This window comes from Bartonella bovis 91-4 (assembly GCF_000384965.1).
Taxonomy (GTDB): domain Bacteria; phylum Pseudomonadota; class Alphaproteobacteria; order Rhizobiales; family Rhizobiaceae; genus Bartonella; species Bartonella bovis.
The window spans coordinates 807,472-823,894 of sequence record NZ_CM001844.1; the positions used below are offsets into that span (position 1 = coordinate 807,472).

A 16,423-nucleotide genomic window follows, 5' to 3' on the forward strand; every position below is an offset into this window, starting at 1 on the left:
AATGTTATGAATGGTTTGAGAAGAACATGGTTTTCATCTTATGAATGGATGATTTCATTTCGTTACATGATTCCTAATAAAAAACATATGTTTACATCAGTTGTTTCAATCATTTCTCTAATTGGAATTATGTTAGGGGTTTTTGCTTTAATTGTTGTTATGGCAGTAATGAATGGTTTTCGTACAGAACTTCTTAATCGCATTCTCGGCATGAATGGACATCTTATTGTTCAAACAACTGATTCTGGTTTTTCGGATTATAATACCTTTATTTCTTATTTGGAATCTATAGACGGTGTAAATTCTGCTTTGCCTGTTGTTGAAGGTCAAGCACTTGTTCAGGGTGATGTTGGTGCGGGAACTGGTGCTTTAATTCGTGGTATGCGTCAAGAAGACTTGGAAAAGCTTAAAATAGTAACCCAAAACATTAAGTCAGGTACACTTGCTCAATTTGAAGAAGAAGAAGGTATCGCGATTGGAAGTGGTCTGGCAGAAAAGTTGGAGCTAAAAATTGGAAGTGATCTGCGTATTATTACGCCAGATGGTGATGTAACACCTTTTGGAGTTATGCCACGTATCAAGGTTTATAAAATAATTGCTATTTTTGAAGTAGGTATGTCTGAATATGATTCAATATTTATTTTTATGCCTCTTTCTGAAGCACAAGCATTTTTTAATTTAGGACAAAAAATTCAATCACTAGAGCTATTTCTTAATGATCCCGATACTGTTGATCAAATAAAGCAGGTAATAGAAAAAGAAGTGGATCAACAAATTTATTTAATTGATTGGCGCATGCGCAATCAGGCTTTCTTTTCAGCTTTACAGATTGAGCGTAACGTCATGTTTTGTATTCTTTCTCTTATTATCCTCGTTGCTGCTTTGAATATTATTTCTGGGCTAATTATGCTCGTGAAAGATAAAAATCATGATATTGCAATTTTGCGCACTATGGGGGCACACCAGAACTCAATCATGCGTATATTTATCACTACCGGCATGATGATTGGGTGCATTGGAACAATATTGGGGGTAGTTTTAGGTATTATAGCTGCTACGAATATCAATTATATTCAGAATTTTGTATCTTGGCTTTTTAATGTTGATGTTTTTAATCCTCAACTTTATTTTTTAACAAAATTGCCAGCACGGATTGAATGGGAACAAACTGTTATAGTAGTGGCGATGGCTTTACTTTTATCGTTTTTTGCAACACTCATTCCAGCGTGGCAAGCTTCTAAGTTAGACCCTGTACAAGCTCTGAGGTATGAATAATGTCTGTTGTTTTAGAACTTGTCGAGATTGAGCGACGTTTTTTTGACAACGACAAACCTTTAATTATTTTAGATAAAGCTAATTTTATTCTTAATCGCGGAGAGCTTGTAGCACTTGTTGCACCATCTGGTGCTGGAAAATCAACGCTTCTTCATATTGCTGGCTTACTGGAAAAACCAACAGCTGGTGATGTTTTATTACATGGTGTTTCTTGTGCAAAATGCTCTGATAGCGAACGAACAGTTATGAGACGAAACAATATTGGTTTTGTTTATCAATTTCATCATTTGTTACCAGAGTTCACAGCTTTAGAAAATGTAATGATACCCCAAATGATAGCAGGATTGAAAAAATCGACTGCAGAAAATCGCGCACTTAAATTATTAACATATCTTCGGGTTTCCCATCGCGCTAAACATCGTCCATCAGAATTATCAGGCGGCGAACAACAGCGTGTTGCTATTGCGCGTGCAATAGCAAATGCTCCTTCTGTATTGTTAGCTGATGAGCCTACAGGAAATCTTGATCCTGTAACTTCAGTTTATGTATTTCAGGCTTTATCAGCACTTGTTCGTCAATCTGGGCTTGCTGCACTTATTGCAACACATAATTATAGTTTGGCCAAGTTGATGCACCGTCGAATTACACTAAAAGAGAGAAAAATTATTGAACTTCCTTAAAAATACAGTACACAATCTATTATAGAAAATTAATACTATAGCGTATGTCTATATTCACCTATTGAAGAGTTTTTATGACAAATTTTGTAATTGATAAAAATCAATTAAATGCACGGCGTCGGCGACTGATTTTTCGGGCGTGGCATAGAGGCATTCGTGAAATGGATTTAATTTTAGGACAATATGTTGATTCACATATCATTGAAATGAGCGATGAAACAATCTCTGAACTTGAATATATTATGTCTTTTGAAGATCGCGATTTACTTATGTGGATTACCGGGGAAATTTCTACACCATCTGATGTAGATAGCCCACTTTTTCGTGACATTGCAAATTATCGTATTTGCACAAATTTTAATTGATCAAAATGTCCATGTTTCAAAATATTATTATTCCTAAAAATGTACAGGATTTAATAATTCTTGATGGCATTATCGATGGATTTGAATCTTTCGCACTTACCCAATTGAGTTCAGAAATTTCTCAAGATAAGCCACTTGTCTATATTGTTCGTGATGGAACAAAGATTCCTCATTTACAACAAGTTTTAAATTTTATTGAACCCAATTTACCTGTTATTCAATTTCCTGCATGGGATTGTTTGCCTTATGACCGTGTATCGCCTGGAATAGCAATTACTGCGCGGCGCCTTTCAGCTTTGGCACATATATCACATTTACGTAAAAATCCACGTTCTGCAATTATATTGACAACAGCAAATGCGATTATTCAAAAATTACCACCTCATGCAATAATCGATGATCAAACTATTCATATAAGCATTGGTCAATGCGTTAATATGGATAATTTAATCCATTATTTAGAACGTAGCGGTTTTGAACGTGTTGCAATTGTACATGATATTGGTGAATTTGCTATCAGAGGGGGAATTATTGATATTTTCTCTCCCAGTGATAGTGAACCTTTGCGTCTTGATTTTTTTGGTGACACCTTAGAAACTATTCGCATATTTGATTCCGTTACGCAACGTACAACAGGCAATAAAACTGAATTTTTTTTACAACCAATGAGTGAGGTTATCCTCACACCTGAGCAGATTAGTCGATTTAAAAGTAATTATATTCGTACATTTAGTATATCACAAAGAAATGATATGCTTTATGAGGCTATTTCTCAAGGGCGACGTTTTGCTGGTATGGAACATTGGTTGCCATTTTTCTATGAGAATCTTGATAATTTCTTTGATTATTGCGGTAATGTACCTATTGTCTTTGAGCACCTTATAGAAGAAGTGCTGACTGAACGCTATCGTCTTATTGAAGATTTTTATAATGTTCGCAAAGAGCAAGAAAACGATCAAGAAAGTAATACTTCTTATCATCCAATAGAACCTAGCCTACTTTATCTAACACCAGAGAAAGTTTTAACACGTGTACAACAATCAGGACAACGTATTGATTTTATATCCTTCAATGTTCCACAAACCTCTGGACGGACAGTTATTCATACAAATGTTGTACCGGGATATGATTTTGTAAAAGAACGTAACGCACAGGAAAAAAATGTCTTTGCTAATGTGGTTGATTATATTCTTTCACTACAAGCATCTGGCAAAAAGGTACTCTTAGCCTGTTGGAGTGAAGGATCTATGAATCGCTTGTTGCAGATTCTTGATGAGTACGGATTAAAAAAAATAAAAGTTGCAAAGTCATTAAAAGCTGTACAAGCAACATCACGTGATCAGGTATCGGCAGCTATCATAGCAATCGAGCACGGTTTTGAAATTGGGGATTTTGTTATTATAGCAGAACAGGATATTCTTGGTGATCGATTAATAAGATCATCAAAACGGCGTAAGCATAATGCGCATTTTATTTCTGAAATTGCTACATTAAATTCTGGTGATATTGTTGTGCATGTTGATCATGGTATTGGACAGTTTATCGGTCTTAAAACCATCATGACAGCTGGAGTTTTACGTGATTGTCTTGAAATTAATTATGCTGAAGGCGATAGATTATTTTTACCTGTTGAAAATATCGAACTTTTATCACGTTATGGATCAGAGGATACACATGTAACGTTAGATAAATTGGGTGGTGTTGCTTGGCAAACACGTAAAGCGCGGCTAAAAAAACATTTGTTGAAAATTGCTGGCCAATTGATCCGTATAGCTGCAGAACGTGCCACACGTTCTGCGCCTGCGTTAATTCCACCGATTGGATCGTTTGACGAATTTGTTGCATGCTTTCCTTATGAAGAAACAGAAGATCAAATAGATGCAATTAATGCAGTTTTAGGTGATTTAGCAGCAGGAAAACCAATGGATCGCTTAATATGCGGTGATGTTGGTTTTGGAAAGACAGAAGTTGCCATTCGAAGTGCTTTTGTTGCAGCATTAAATGGTTATCAAGTTGCTGTTGTTGTGCCTACAACTTTGCTTTCACGGCAACATTACAAGACTTTTGTTTCACGTTTTCAAGGGTTACCTGTTAAAATCGGTCATGTTTCAAGGCTTGTAAAAGCTAAAGAATTAGCACAAGTGAAAAAAGATATTTCAAACGGTACAATTGATATTGCCATTGGAACACATGCCTTACTTAGTGAATCAATTAATTTTTCACGGTTGGGGCTACTTATCATTGATGAAGAACAACATTTTGGTGTTAAGCACAAAGAACGCTTAAAAGAAATTAAAAGTGATATTCATGTTCTTACGCTTTCAGCCACTCCCATACCACGAACCTTAGGACTTGCTTTATCGGGATTACGTGAACTTTCATTAATAGCAACTCCACCTATTGGTAGAACACCGGTTCGAACTTTTATTTCACCTTTCGATGCACTTGTTATACGTGAGGTATTGCTTCGCGAATATTATCGTGGTGGACAAAGTTTTTATGTTTGTCCTCGTATTTCTGATCTTCCCTATGTAGAAGAATACCTCAAAACGCATGTACCTGAAATTAAATTTGCCGTAGCCCATGGTCAAATGCCAATTACGCAATTTGATGATATTATGAATGCATTTTATGATAGGCAATACGACGTACTGCTTTCAACAACCATCATTGAATCAGGTCTTGATATTCCAACAGCAAATACATTAATTGTACACCGTGCTGATATGTTTGGCCTTTCTTCGCTTTACCAGTTACGCGGCAGGGTAGGGCGTTCAAGACAGCGCGCTTATGCACTTTTTACTTTTCCTGCTGGTAAAGTTTTAACACCCACTGCTGACCGCCGTTTTAAAGTCTTGCAATCTCTCGATACATTAGGTGCAGGTTTCCAATTAGCTAGTTATGATATGGACATTCGCGGTTCAGGTAATTTCTTAGGTGAAGAACAATCAGGGCACGTTAAAGAAGTCGGATTCGAGCTCTATCAAAAAATGCTCGAAGAAGCTATTGCTGAATTAAAGGATGGTAAATACAATGAATATGGTCAATGGTCACCTCAAATTTCACTTGGTATAACAGCAATAATACCAGAAAGTTTTGTGCCTGATTTATCATTGCGTATGAGTCTTTATCGCCGTTTAGTAGAACTTGATGATTTACAACAAATCAATCAATTAGGCGCTGAATTAGTGGATCGTTTTGGTTCTCTTCCAGCTGAAGTTCAACATCTTCTTAAGATTGTTCATATTAAAGCATTATGTAAAAAAGCGCATGTAGAAAAATTGGATGCTGGCCCAAAGGGTATTGTTGTGCAATTTCGTAATAATTATTTTGAAAACAGCTCTGATCTTATTAAATGGATTGGAGAACAAGGCTCTATGGCAAAAATCCGACCAGATCAAAGCATTATTTTTATTCGTGATTGGTCAACAGTTGATGAAAGACTTTCAGGTGCAGAAACTATTATGACACAACTTGCAACAATGAAAGAACAATGTCCTGCTTAAACAATTTTTGTATTTACTAGCTTTATTTAAAGCATGACTATGATTAATTTGTTGCGGTAATTCTGAAAAAAATCTGCTTGTTACTCTTTCAGGTAAATATTTTTGATCCACGATAAAAGCACAAAGCCTTTTCCAATATCTAATAGGTACGTGTTTGTATAATAGTATTATCTTTAAGTTTATACGATTTTATTTATAGTATGCTTTATAGTTTTAAAAACTGCTATAGAGATATTTTATATTCAAAATATTTCACTTTTTCTCGAAATAACATGAGAATAATGTAGTTAGTTTATGGTGTGCACTCTCTCATGATTTACATGGACACTCTTCAATAAGACTTAAAATAATATAGCAAATACCAAATGTATGAAACACTATTATAAACTGAGCAACTAGACCTTAATATTCTTCTTTTAAAGCAATTAATATGCTTTAAGATTTATATAAAGATTTTTATTTCGTATAATTGTTTCATTATGTATCTACTAAAGTTGTGTACTAATTTCTCTTTTTTATTAACCGAAATTGTGACCAAAGCAGCTAACAGCACAAATAGTTTGAACAATAAAATCTCTTTTTATAAATATTGTAACCTAGATAAAATCACGAACAAATGAAATAATAGAACAATTATAAAATTGTTTGCACTTGTTTTTCTTTTACTCACGCCACCAAGTTGGAAGATAATATCCATATAAGGATGTATAAATAGGGTGTTTAATATATGACCAACGTGCTACTCGTTGTTCAGGCAAGTGGTATAACGGTATATAATAACTACCAGAAATAAGAACTCTATCTAAAGCACGCACTGCCGCAATAAAGTGAGTATCTGAACGTGCATTGAGCATTGCAGTTATCATCGCATCTATGGCAGGATCAGCTGTTCCAGCAAAATTAAAACTTCCTTTCAAATTTTTAGAAGCAGAACCCCAGCGATTTATTTGTTCATTACCTGGTGATAGAGAATTTTTTAATTTTGCAATGATCATATCATAATCAAATGTACTTAAACGATTTTGATATTGGGTATCATCTACGGTTCTTATCTCAATATTAATACCAAAACGTGATAACGTACTCTGAAATGCAAGAGCAATCTTTTCTTCATCAAGTGATTGAGTCATGATCTCAAATTGAAAGGGCAAACCATTCGGGGCAAAAACCTTATTGTTTTTTCTGGTAAAGCCTGATTCTTGCAAAAGTTTCCAAGCTTTTTGCATGACATATCGATCCATACCCGAACCATTTGTCTTAAGAAGACGCCAGTTTCCATTCATTACTTCAGGAAGAACTGCATCAAAATAAGGTGCTAAGAGCGTCTTTTCTTCTTCGCTTGCTGGTTTTCCTACAGATGAAAGTATAGACCCTGCCCAATAACCTTCCGTTCTGGTATAAATATTATTAAAAAGATGGCGATTAACCCATTCAAAATCGAAAAGCATTGATAATGCTTGTCGTACTTTTTTATCTTTAAAAATAGTGCGACGCGTATTAAAGACAAAACCAACAATATCTGCAGGTGTCCCTTTTGAAAAAGATTCTTTGATAACGCGTCCCTCGCGAACAGCTGGAAAATTATAAGCAAGTCGCCAGCGATTTGGATTAGAAGATCCTTCAATAAAAATATCAACAATGCCTTTTTTAAAAGCTTCAAAGTGCGCTGTATCATTTCGAAAATATTCGATTTGAATAATATCAAAGTTATGTAATCCTTTATTAACGGGAAGATCTTTCCCCCAATAATTGGGATTACGTTTATAGATAATTCGTTCACCAGGATCGGTATGTTCAATAATATAGGGACCACTTCCTGGAATTTTAATTAAGCCGTTTTTTTCAAAATCATCAACATTGATAGCATGTTTAGGTAATATTGGCATTACACCAGCTAAAATAAGTGGAAACTCACGATCCTTTGATTGTGGAAAGCGCATCTTAATACCGTGATTATTAACTACTTCGATAGATTCTATACGCTTCATATACCTATCAAATGGAGGTCTTCCCTTATTTTTAAGAAGGTTAACCGTAAATAAAACATCTTCAACCGTTATGGGCTTTCCATCTGAAAAACGCGCTTTTGGATTTAAGAAAAAAGTAATCTCCGTACGTTCGTCATTTAATTCAACTTTTTCTGCCAAAAGAGGGTAAAGTGTAAAAGATTCATCACGGGAACGTATCATCATTGTTTCGTAAACAAGGCCAGAAAACTGCTCATCAGAAAAAAGTCCTCTTGCAGTTGTTCTAAAACTACGAATAACAAAAGGGTTTAATCCATCAAATGTTCCAACAACACCATAAGTGATTTTACCTTTATTATTTGCATTGGAAGAAGCGTAAGGAAAACAGTCAAACTTTTCTGGTAATTTTGGTATTCCACGCATTGCAATGCCATTTGCTATCACGTTATGGCACAAAAGAAAAATTATAAAAGTAAGAGAAAATTTTAAATAATACGAACTGTAGAATAGCATTTAACAATAGCGTAATAATAATTAATTTATATAAATTTAGTTTTGTTTATTATGCAAACAATTTTATTAATAAATTTTATCAAAAAATAAAGCAATTTAGAAAAAAATAAATTGTATAAATTGTATAAAAATTTAATTAATTATTTAATTGTTTTCTCTCTCTAGATTTTACTTCTCTCTTTGTATATAATGGAAAATACAAAGAAATGTTATTTTTTTGATTAATTCAAATACATTTGATAAAAAATCAATTTAATATCCTTATATTGGGATCATCATACAAGTACACTGAAAGGATTAACTTAATTATGTCGCATAAAAATACCTATACTGCTATTTCAGTATTGGCTGGAGCCGCTAGTTTTCTTCTCATGGCCTATACTTCAGCAGGTGCAGAGAATTTATCTCAAGGTTGGTACAAAGTTTGCAGTAAGCAGAATGATATTGATATTTGTAACACAATGAACTCTGTTATATCAGAGACTGGTCAACCTTTGATTGCTGTTAATTTAGTTGAAGTAAAAGGGAAAAAGAATGAAAAACGTATAGGTATTCAAGTACCTACGAATCGTCTTTTACCAGAAGGTGTTCATATTCAAATCGGAAATGACTTTTCTATGAAAATTCCTTACGTTGTTTGTAATCCAACAAGTTGTATTGCCAATGATGTTTTAAGTGATAAGTTAATTTCTGCCATGAAATCTGGTTCGAAAATGATTGTAACCACAACCAATATTAGAGGTGATACTAATCCTATCGAATTTTCTCTTAGCGGATTTAAAGCTGCATACACAGGTTCTGGTATAGATGAAAAAACTTTTCAACAAAAACAAATGAAGTTACAACAAACTATTCAAGCAAAGCAAAAAGAAATTGAAGATCGTATGCGAGCTGAGCAAGAGAAGGCTCAGAAAAAATAATAACAAGTAATATAAAAGACTTTGAAAGTTTTTTATATCTTTGTTTATACTAAAAAACGCTATAGAATATTCTATAGCGTTTTTTAATTGTTTAACTCTTAGAGAAAACTTTGCGTTTCCACCATCCAATACGCCCAGTTTTGCTTTCTCCCTCAGGTACTGAAGATGTAATAACAGGTCCGGTGGAAACTTGTTTGACAGCTTGTTTTGTTACGGGTTCTTTTTCTAATTTTTTAGTTGTTTGAACCGATTCTTTCATAACAGCTTTTTTTCGTATTTGAAGTGTTGTTTTTTTTGTATCTGTCGAGATTTCTTCAGTTATTTCACCAGTTGGTTTATTTATTTTTTTTGTTTTAGATTTATGAACAGAGTTGGTAGTATTTTTTTCTCCAACAAGTGTCGATGTTGTCACACTTTTATTATTTTCAAGATTTTTTTGGCCTTGAGATACTTTTGGGGAACGTACATTACGCCTTTTTTTAGATTTTAAAGCTGAATTTTGTTGCACACTTATATGATGTTTTGCATCACTGATTTGTTCATCAAACCCTACAGGTTCAGCAGCTGGAATAGAGTGTAGGCGATGCGCTGCTTTAATTTCTTCTAAAGCTTGTTTGGCAAATTCTCCGACTGGTTCAGCGTAAGGAACACGAGATGGATAAAAACCGTTATTTTGATTACGCCGCCCTCTACGGTGTCCACGACGACGTCCACGACGACGGGTATCCTCACTATTTTGAATATCATCTTTATGAGAAGATGTTGAAGAACTGTCGTGTAATTCATTTTGATGTTCTTTACGTCGACGCCGTCGATTATTTTCAACAGAGGTTTCGTCACGAGGCAATTCATTTTCTATCAAGATTACGTCTTCGGCTTCCTCTTTATTATCATCTTCAATAACTAATGGAAACTCGTGTTTTTTTTCTGCCATTGTTCCTTTAGAAATAATTAAATGCTGTACTCCAACACTTTCATCTGCTTCAATACTAATATTAAGCTTAAAGCGTGTTTCTAAATCAACAAGAATACTACGTTTATGATTGAGCACATAAAGCGCTATCACTGTAGATGTGCGCACAATGATATTATATTGCGAATTACTAAGAAGATATTTTTCAATTGAACGCATAACATGCAAAGCAATTGATGATTCTGAACGTACATTTCCAGTTCCAGCACAATGAGGGCAGGACTGCATTGTACTTTCTAGAACTGATATACGAATGCGTTGACGACTCATTTCCATAAGGCCAAAATGTGAGATACGACCAACTTGAATACGAGCACGATCATTTTTTAAACAATCTTTCAGTTTTTTTTCAACAAGCTTAATGTTACGATTTTCAAGCATATCAATGAAATCAATTACTATTAGGCCTGCTAGATCACGTAAACGTAATTGACGGGCTATTTCTTCAGCAGCTTCAAGATTGGTTTGTACAGCTGTTTTTTCAACAGAGTGTTCTTTGGTAGAACGACCAGAATTTACATCGATAGCGACAAGTGCTTCTGTCTGATTGATAACAAGATAACCACCAGATTTTAAAGCAACTTGTGGTTGCAGCATTTTATCGAGTTGAGCTTCAATATTATTACGCGTAAAAATAGGTATAGGATCACGATAAGGTTGAACAACTTTTGCGTGACTTGGCATCAACATGCGCATAAAATCTTTAGCTTCACGATATCCTTTATCACCAGACACGAGAATTTCATTAATGTCTTTATTATAAAGATCGCGAATAGAGCGTTTTATCAGGTTGCCTTCTTCATAAACTAGATATGGTGCAGTTGATTTGAGTGTTAAAGTACGGACAGTTTCCCATAACCGCATGAGATATTCATAATCACGTTTAATTTCAACTTTTGTTCTATTGGCTCCAGCAGTTCGTAAAATAACACCCATACCTTTTGGAACTGCTAATTCTTTTACAATTTCTTTAAGACGTTTACGATCTTGTATATTAGTAATTTTTCGTGAAATACCACCACCGCGCGCTGTGTTTGGCATTAAAACTGAATAGCGACCTGCTAATGATAAATAAGTTGTGAGTGCTGCACCTTTATTGCCACGCTCTTCTTTAATCACCTGTACTAATAAAATTTGACGTCGTTTGATAACTTCTTGAATTTTATATTGACGTATCGGTTTACGCTGATAAGTAGGAAGTTCTTCAAGAGCATCTTCCGCACCGACCATTTCAATATCATCGTTGAAAGCATTTTCATCAAGTACTTCTTCTCTATCATCACTTGCCATTGGTTCGGATATAATATTGTTTTCGCTATCCATAGCAAGAACACTAAGATTCTTATCTTTTTTTGTTTTTCTTGAACCTTTTTTATTTTGTTTTATTTCCTCAACAAGATCCTCTGCTTGATTTTCATCAATAGCAGCTTTTTCTTCTTCTTCAAGAAGAGCAAGACGATCAGCAATAGGAATCTGGTAATAATCAGGATGAATTTCTGAAAATGCTAAAAAACCATGGCGATTGCCACCATATTCTACAAAAGCTGCTTGAAGTGACGGCTCAACACGTGTGATACGTGCGAGATAAATATTTCCCTTAAGCTGTTTTTTATGCTCTGACTCAAAGTCAAGTTCTTCAATTTTGTTGCCGTGGACAACAACAACACGTGTTTCCTCCGGGTGAGAGGCATCGATAAGCATTTTGTTTGACATAAGTTAAAATCCTAAAGGTGACACGCACAATTTTATCTAAACAAACAGTATCATTATTTGCAAATATAAAAGGCTGTCTGCCATAAAAGGGGAGTGCCGACATAACATAATGGCTTTTTGTTCGCAAACACATTACAGTGTTTGCAATATTTATAATCATAAGCTCTATCTGTTTTGTATGACTCACGTTTTTATAAGTCTCCGGCAAAACAATTTCAAAAACAGTTCGGATATCCAAACCAGTGAATTTAAAATAACAAAATTCTGCTTTTTAAGGCATAAAAATTTATCACCTATAAAAAGCCTAAACGCACTATAATATGCGATAAACCTTCAAAGATAACTTAACAAAATTATTGATAATTTAAGTCAATAGTAGATGGTTGTATCGCTTAAGAAGCGTAAATATTCTTTTATGTTGATATCATGCTTTTGGCAAGTCACAACTATAAATACGCACTGTTAAATTAAATGCACTATTCTCTTAGTTTGATTTATTTTTAATATTTGTGATTAAAAGATTCAGCATTTATTTAAATAATATAACCTATATTTACGGTAGCAATTTTACACGATAAAACCATTTAATTAATATAGAAATAAAGTATTTTTCTTAAATGATTAAACAATTCCCCATCAGAATACTGAAAGAAGTTTATTGGAATATTATTTGGTATTTTATATGCTGTTTATTCTTTTTTTTGACATTTCAAACACACATTCAAGGTGCGGATACATTAAAACTTATTAACCTGCGGACTATTGGTGATAATACATCTACACGTATTATTGCAGTTTTTAATACCGAACCAAATTTTCATTTACAAATTTTAGATAGTCCCTCACGTTTAGTTATCAATTTACCTCTAGCTGATTTTTCAGCGCAAAATCTGTCTCCAAACAAACAGAATATATTATCAAACATGCTATCCAATGTGCATTATAGTTTTTCTGATACACAAGCCTCACACATCATTTTGACAAGCAAAAATACTTTTATTATTGAAAACAGTACAGTGCAAAAATTAGATAATGGTTTATGGCAGCTGCTGATTGATATTACTCAAAATACACAGAAAAAATCTAATGAAATTTTGATAAAACAACAAAAAGCCAACCAAAACACAAAAAAACAATTCAATCGAAAGCATTGTTTTCATGTTGTACTTGATCCTGGTCATGGTGGAATTGACAGTGGTGCACAAGGTATTACTGGAATTTTAGAAAAAAATATAACACTAGCTTTTGCGCGTGCATTGCAAGATGAATTAGAAAAAGACCCTTATATCAATGTGACTTTAACACGCAATTCTGATATCTTTTTAAGATTAAGCGAAAGAATTAAAAAAGCACAAAATTTTAATGCTGATCTTTTTATATCTATTCACGCAGATAGTATTAATATTCCTTCTCTTCGTGGCGCTACAATTTACACTTTATCTGATAAAGCATCTGATGCGATCGCAAAAACTTTAGCTGAAATTGAAAATAATGCAGATCTCCTTGGTGGATTGTCCGCAGAAGAATCACATGAAGTTACAGATATTTTGATAGATCTCGCTAAACGCGAAACTCATATACTTTCGCTTAATTTTGCTGATCGTATTATTTTAAATTTATCAAAGAGTAATATTAATCTGATCAAAAATCCTCATAGATACGCTGATTTTCAAGTTTTAAAAGCTCCAGATATACCTTCTGTGTTGATAGAAGTAGGTTATTTATCTAATAAAGAAGATGAAAAATTATTAAATAATTCTCAATGGCGAAATCAAATAGTTGGTTCCCTTGCTCATTCTATTCGTCAATTTGCCCAATATCGGAAAAAAATTATGCAATTTCCTTAAATATTTGAAAAAGTAGAGTATGATATTAAATTCTGATAATAAAATAATAGAAAATAATCTTGCATTTGTTTCAATTTAATAACACCTATTCATGATAAGAATAAAATATGTTTCTTTTGATTAATTTTAAAGAAAGCGATATTCGTTTCAATGATGATTTTTTTTAGATATCTGCTTAGTCCCTTCGTAGCTCTTGGAATTTTTGAAGTTATGGTATGGGCAGCAATAACGAGTAGTCAAGCTAACGAGCTTCCTGATTATGAAGTTCTTTCGTTGTATGAACCACCTGTGATGACGCGTGTTCATGCAGCTGATGGTAGTCTTATGGCAGAATTTGCCACGAAACATCGTCTCTATTTACCAATCGAATCAATTCCAAATCTTCTTAAAGAAGCTTTTATTTCAGCTGAAGATAAAAATTTTTATCACCATTTTGGTTTAGATCCTGAAGGTCTTTTTAGAGCTTTAATCAACAATATTATTAATATTGGTTCTGGTAGACGCCTAGAAGGGGCATCAACCATTACACAACAAGTTGCTAAAAATTTCCTTTTAAATTCAGAAGCAACACTTGAACGTAAGTTAAAAGAAGGTATTCTTGCGATACGTATTGAGAAGACTTACTCAAAAGATCATATTCTTGAGCTTTATCTTAATGAAATTTATCTTGGTCGTGGTACCTATGGTGTCGCAGCAGCTTCATTGACTTACTTTAATAAATCTGTCCATGAACTTACTTTAGAAGAATGTGCTTATCTAGCTGCTCTTCCTAAGGGGCCAGGAAATTATGATCCATTTAAAAATACACAACGTGCTATTGAACGGCGTAATTGGGTTATAGATCGGATGGTGGCAAATAAATATATAACACCAGAGCAAGGTAAACAGGCTAAAGAAAGACCTTTGGGAGTAAAAGTACGTGGCAGCGATAGTTATGTTTTTGCTGCTGATTATTTTACTGAAGAGGTACGTCGTTATTTAATGCATCACTATGGGGCTACAACACTTTATGAAGGTGGTCTTTCAGTTCGTACAACACTTGATCCGCATTTACAGCTTATTGCGCGGCGTTCCTTGCAAGATGGTTTAATTAAATTTGACCATTCGCAAGGATGGCGTGGAGCTTATAAACATATCGATGTTACAAATGATTGGGGTATAGAGCTTGCAAATATCACTGGACTAAGCGATGTTCCTGAATGGAATTTAGCAGTCGTTTTGTCTTCTAATGCTGATAAAGTAGAAATTGGTTTGCAACCACAGCGTGAAAATTCAGGTTTACTATCAAAAGAGCGGATAATTGCTGCATTATCTATAGAACAATCAAAATGGGCATTGAACGTTATTGGTGAAAATAACCATCGAACAACTGCTCATGATTTATCAGATGTTCTACATGTTGGTGATGTCATTTTCGTTGAAAAAATACCAAATACAAACAACATTTATCGTTTGCAACAAATACCAAAGATTGAAGGTGCGATTATAGCTATGGAGCCTCATACAGGGCGCGTTCTTGCAATGGTTGGAGGTTTTTCTTTCGCTGAATCTGAATTTAATCGTGCAACACAAGCTTATCGCCAATCTGGTTCTGCGTTTAAACCCTTTGTTTATGCAGCAGCGCTAGATAATGGGTATACACCAGCATCAGTAGTCTTAGATGGTCCTGTTGAAATTTTTCAAGGTAATGGTCAAATTTGGCAACCCAAAAATTATGGTGGTACTTTTGCAGGGCCTTCAACATTGCGTTACGGCATTGAACATTCTCGTAACCTTATGACCGTACGGCTTGCTCATCATATGGGAATGTCATTGGTAGCTGAATATGCAGAACGTTTTGGAATTACAGATAAATTGCCGCCTTATCTTTCCATGGCTTTAGGAGCTGACGAAACTACAGTTTTACGGATGGTAACAGCTTATTCAGTTATTGCAAATGGAGGACATTCGATTAAACCTTCTTTTATAGATCGAATTCAAGACCGTTATGGAAGAACTATTTACCATCATGATGATCGTCTTTGTGAAAATTGTAATGTTCAATCATGGAATAATCAAATTGAACCAACATTAATTGACAAACGAGAACAAGTTCTTGATCCTATGACAGCTTATCAAATTACATCAATGATGGAAGGGGTTGTCCAGCGTGGAACTGCTGCACGTTTGCGTTATCTTAATCGGCATATTGCTGGAAAAACAGGTACAACTAATGAATCGAAAGATGCTTGGTTTATAGGATTTACACCTGATCTTGTGGTTGGTGTTTTCATTGGTTATGATCAACCAGCTTCATTAGGACGCACTGGAACGGGAAGTTCATTGGGAGCACCTATTTTTGGTGAGTTTATGCAAGCTGCTCTGAAAGACAAACCAAATGTACCATTTAAGATACCAAAGGGTATGATTTTAATGAAAATTAATCGTAAAACTGGTATGCTCGCTAAAGCTGATGATAATGATGTTATTTTTGAAGCGTTCAAACCAGGAACTGGGCCTGCTGATGTATATCAAGTCATTGGTGAAACCAATTCTTTCCAAGAAGGTGTTCCCACAGTAACTACTTCTCCGCAGGTTAATAAAGCTCTTCAAAATGGTTCTGGTGGGTTATATTAATTGAAAATATTTTTTTATGGTAGATATATATGAATAATGTTCAATTAT

At 34.3% G+C, this 16,423-nt stretch carries 9 protein-coding genes; 7 read left to right on the forward strand and 2 right to left on the reverse strand.

The genetic code is table 11. From position 1 onward, the window contains the following. Nucleotides 1–6 precede the first annotated feature (6 nt). The 4 genes from BBBE_RS03520 (at nucleotide 7) to mfd (ending at nucleotide 5,826) form a co-directional block, all read left to right on the forward strand. Complete coding sequence (locus BBBE_RS03520) at nucleotides 7–1,275, forward strand: lipoprotein-releasing ABC transporter permease subunit (protein WP_035464653.1); 1,269 nt, start codon at nucleotides 7–9, stop codon at nucleotides 1,273–1,275. Next, entirely contained in the window at nucleotides 1,275–1,955 is a 681-nt protein-coding gene (locus tag BBBE_RS03525; RefSeq protein ID WP_010701225.1) for an ABC transporter ATP-binding protein, read from the forward strand. Before BBBE_RS03520 ends, BBBE_RS03525 begins: the two co-directional genes overlap by 1 nt. 74 nt (nucleotides 1,956–2,029) lie before the next feature. After that, a complete protein-coding gene (locus BBBE_RS03530; RefSeq protein ID WP_010701226.1) occupies nucleotides 2,030–2,320 on the forward strand; it encodes an FAD assembly factor SdhE in 291 nt (96 codons plus the stop codon). A gap of 5 nt (nucleotides 2,321–2,325) precedes the next feature. Continuing rightward, nucleotides 2,326–5,826 (forward strand): transcription-repair coupling factor, encoded by a 3,501-nt coding sequence (mfd, locus tag BBBE_RS03535; RefSeq protein ID WP_022708670.1) that lies wholly within the window; start codon nucleotides 2,326–2,328, stop codon nucleotides 5,824–5,826. Nucleotides 5,827–6,488: 662 nt separating this feature from the next. On the opposite strand, the gene BBBE_RS03540 is transcribed toward mfd, so the two are convergent. After that, complete coding sequence (locus tag BBBE_RS03540) at nucleotides 6,489–8,306, reverse strand: extracellular solute-binding protein (RefSeq protein WP_010701228.1); 1,818 nt, start codon at nucleotides 8,304–8,306, stop codon at nucleotides 6,489–6,491. Nucleotides 8,307–8,614: 308 nt separating this feature from the next. Here BBBE_RS03540 and BBBE_RS03545 point away from each other — a divergent pair, with 308 nt between their 5' ends. Next, a complete protein-coding gene (locus tag BBBE_RS03545; protein WP_010701229.1) occupies nucleotides 8,615–9,226 on the forward strand; it encodes an invasion associated locus B family protein in 612 nt (203 codons plus the stop codon). Between the two features lie 91 nt (nucleotides 9,227–9,317). On the opposite strand, the gene BBBE_RS03550 is transcribed toward BBBE_RS03545, so the two are convergent. Then, nucleotides 9,318–11,912 (reverse strand): Rne/Rng family ribonuclease, encoded by a 2,595-nt coding sequence (locus BBBE_RS03550; protein WP_010701230.1) that lies wholly within the window; start codon nucleotides 11,910–11,912, stop codon nucleotides 9,318–9,320. A 617-nt stretch (nucleotides 11,913–12,529) separates the two neighbouring features. Here BBBE_RS03550 and BBBE_RS03555 point away from each other — a divergent pair. Next, entirely contained in the window at nucleotides 12,530–13,759 is a 1,230-nt protein-coding gene (locus BBBE_RS03555) for an N-acetylmuramoyl-L-alanine amidase family protein (protein ID WP_010701231.1), read from the forward strand. Between the two features lie 210 nt (nucleotides 13,760–13,969). Further along, nucleotides 13,970–16,375 (forward strand): penicillin-binding protein 1A, encoded by a 2,406-nt coding sequence (locus tag BBBE_RS03560; RefSeq protein ID WP_338024767.1) that lies wholly within the window; start codon nucleotides 13,970–13,972, stop codon nucleotides 16,373–16,375. The last annotated feature ends 48 nt before the right edge of the window (nucleotides 16,376–16,423 follow it).

Bases quoted from the DNA above. Each gene is read 5' to 3' on its own strand.
- BBBE_RS03520 (WP_035464653.1), top strand. From the start codon at position 7: ATGAATGGTTTGAGAAGAACATGGTTTTCATCTTATGAATGGATGATT.
- BBBE_RS03525 (WP_010701225.1), top strand. From the start codon at position 1,275: ATGTCTGTTGTTTTAGAACTTGTCGAGATTGAGCGACGTTTTTTTGAC.
- BBBE_RS03530 (WP_010701226.1), top strand. From the start codon at position 2,030: ATGACAAATTTTGTAATTGATAAAAATCAATTAAATGCACGGCGTCGG.
- mfd (WP_022708670.1), top strand. From the start codon at position 2,326: ATGTCCATGTTTCAAAATATTATTATTCCTAAAAATGTACAGGATTTA.
- BBBE_RS03540 (WP_010701228.1), bottom strand. From the start codon at position 8,306: ATGCTATTCTACAGTTCGTATTATTTAAAATTTTCTCTTACTTTTATA.
- BBBE_RS03545 (WP_010701229.1), top strand. From the start codon at position 8,615: ATGTCGCATAAAAATACCTATACTGCTATTTCAGTATTGGCTGGAGCC.
- BBBE_RS03550 (WP_010701230.1), bottom strand. From the start codon at position 11,912: ATGTCAAACAAAATGCTTATCGATGCCTCTCACCCGGAGGAAACACGT.
- BBBE_RS03555 (WP_010701231.1), top strand. From the start codon at position 12,530: ATGATTAAACAATTCCCCATCAGAATACTGAAAGAAGTTTATTGGAAT.
- BBBE_RS03560 (WP_338024767.1), top strand. From the start codon at position 13,970: ATGGTATGGGCAGCAATAACGAGTAGTCAAGCTAACGAGCTTCCTGAT.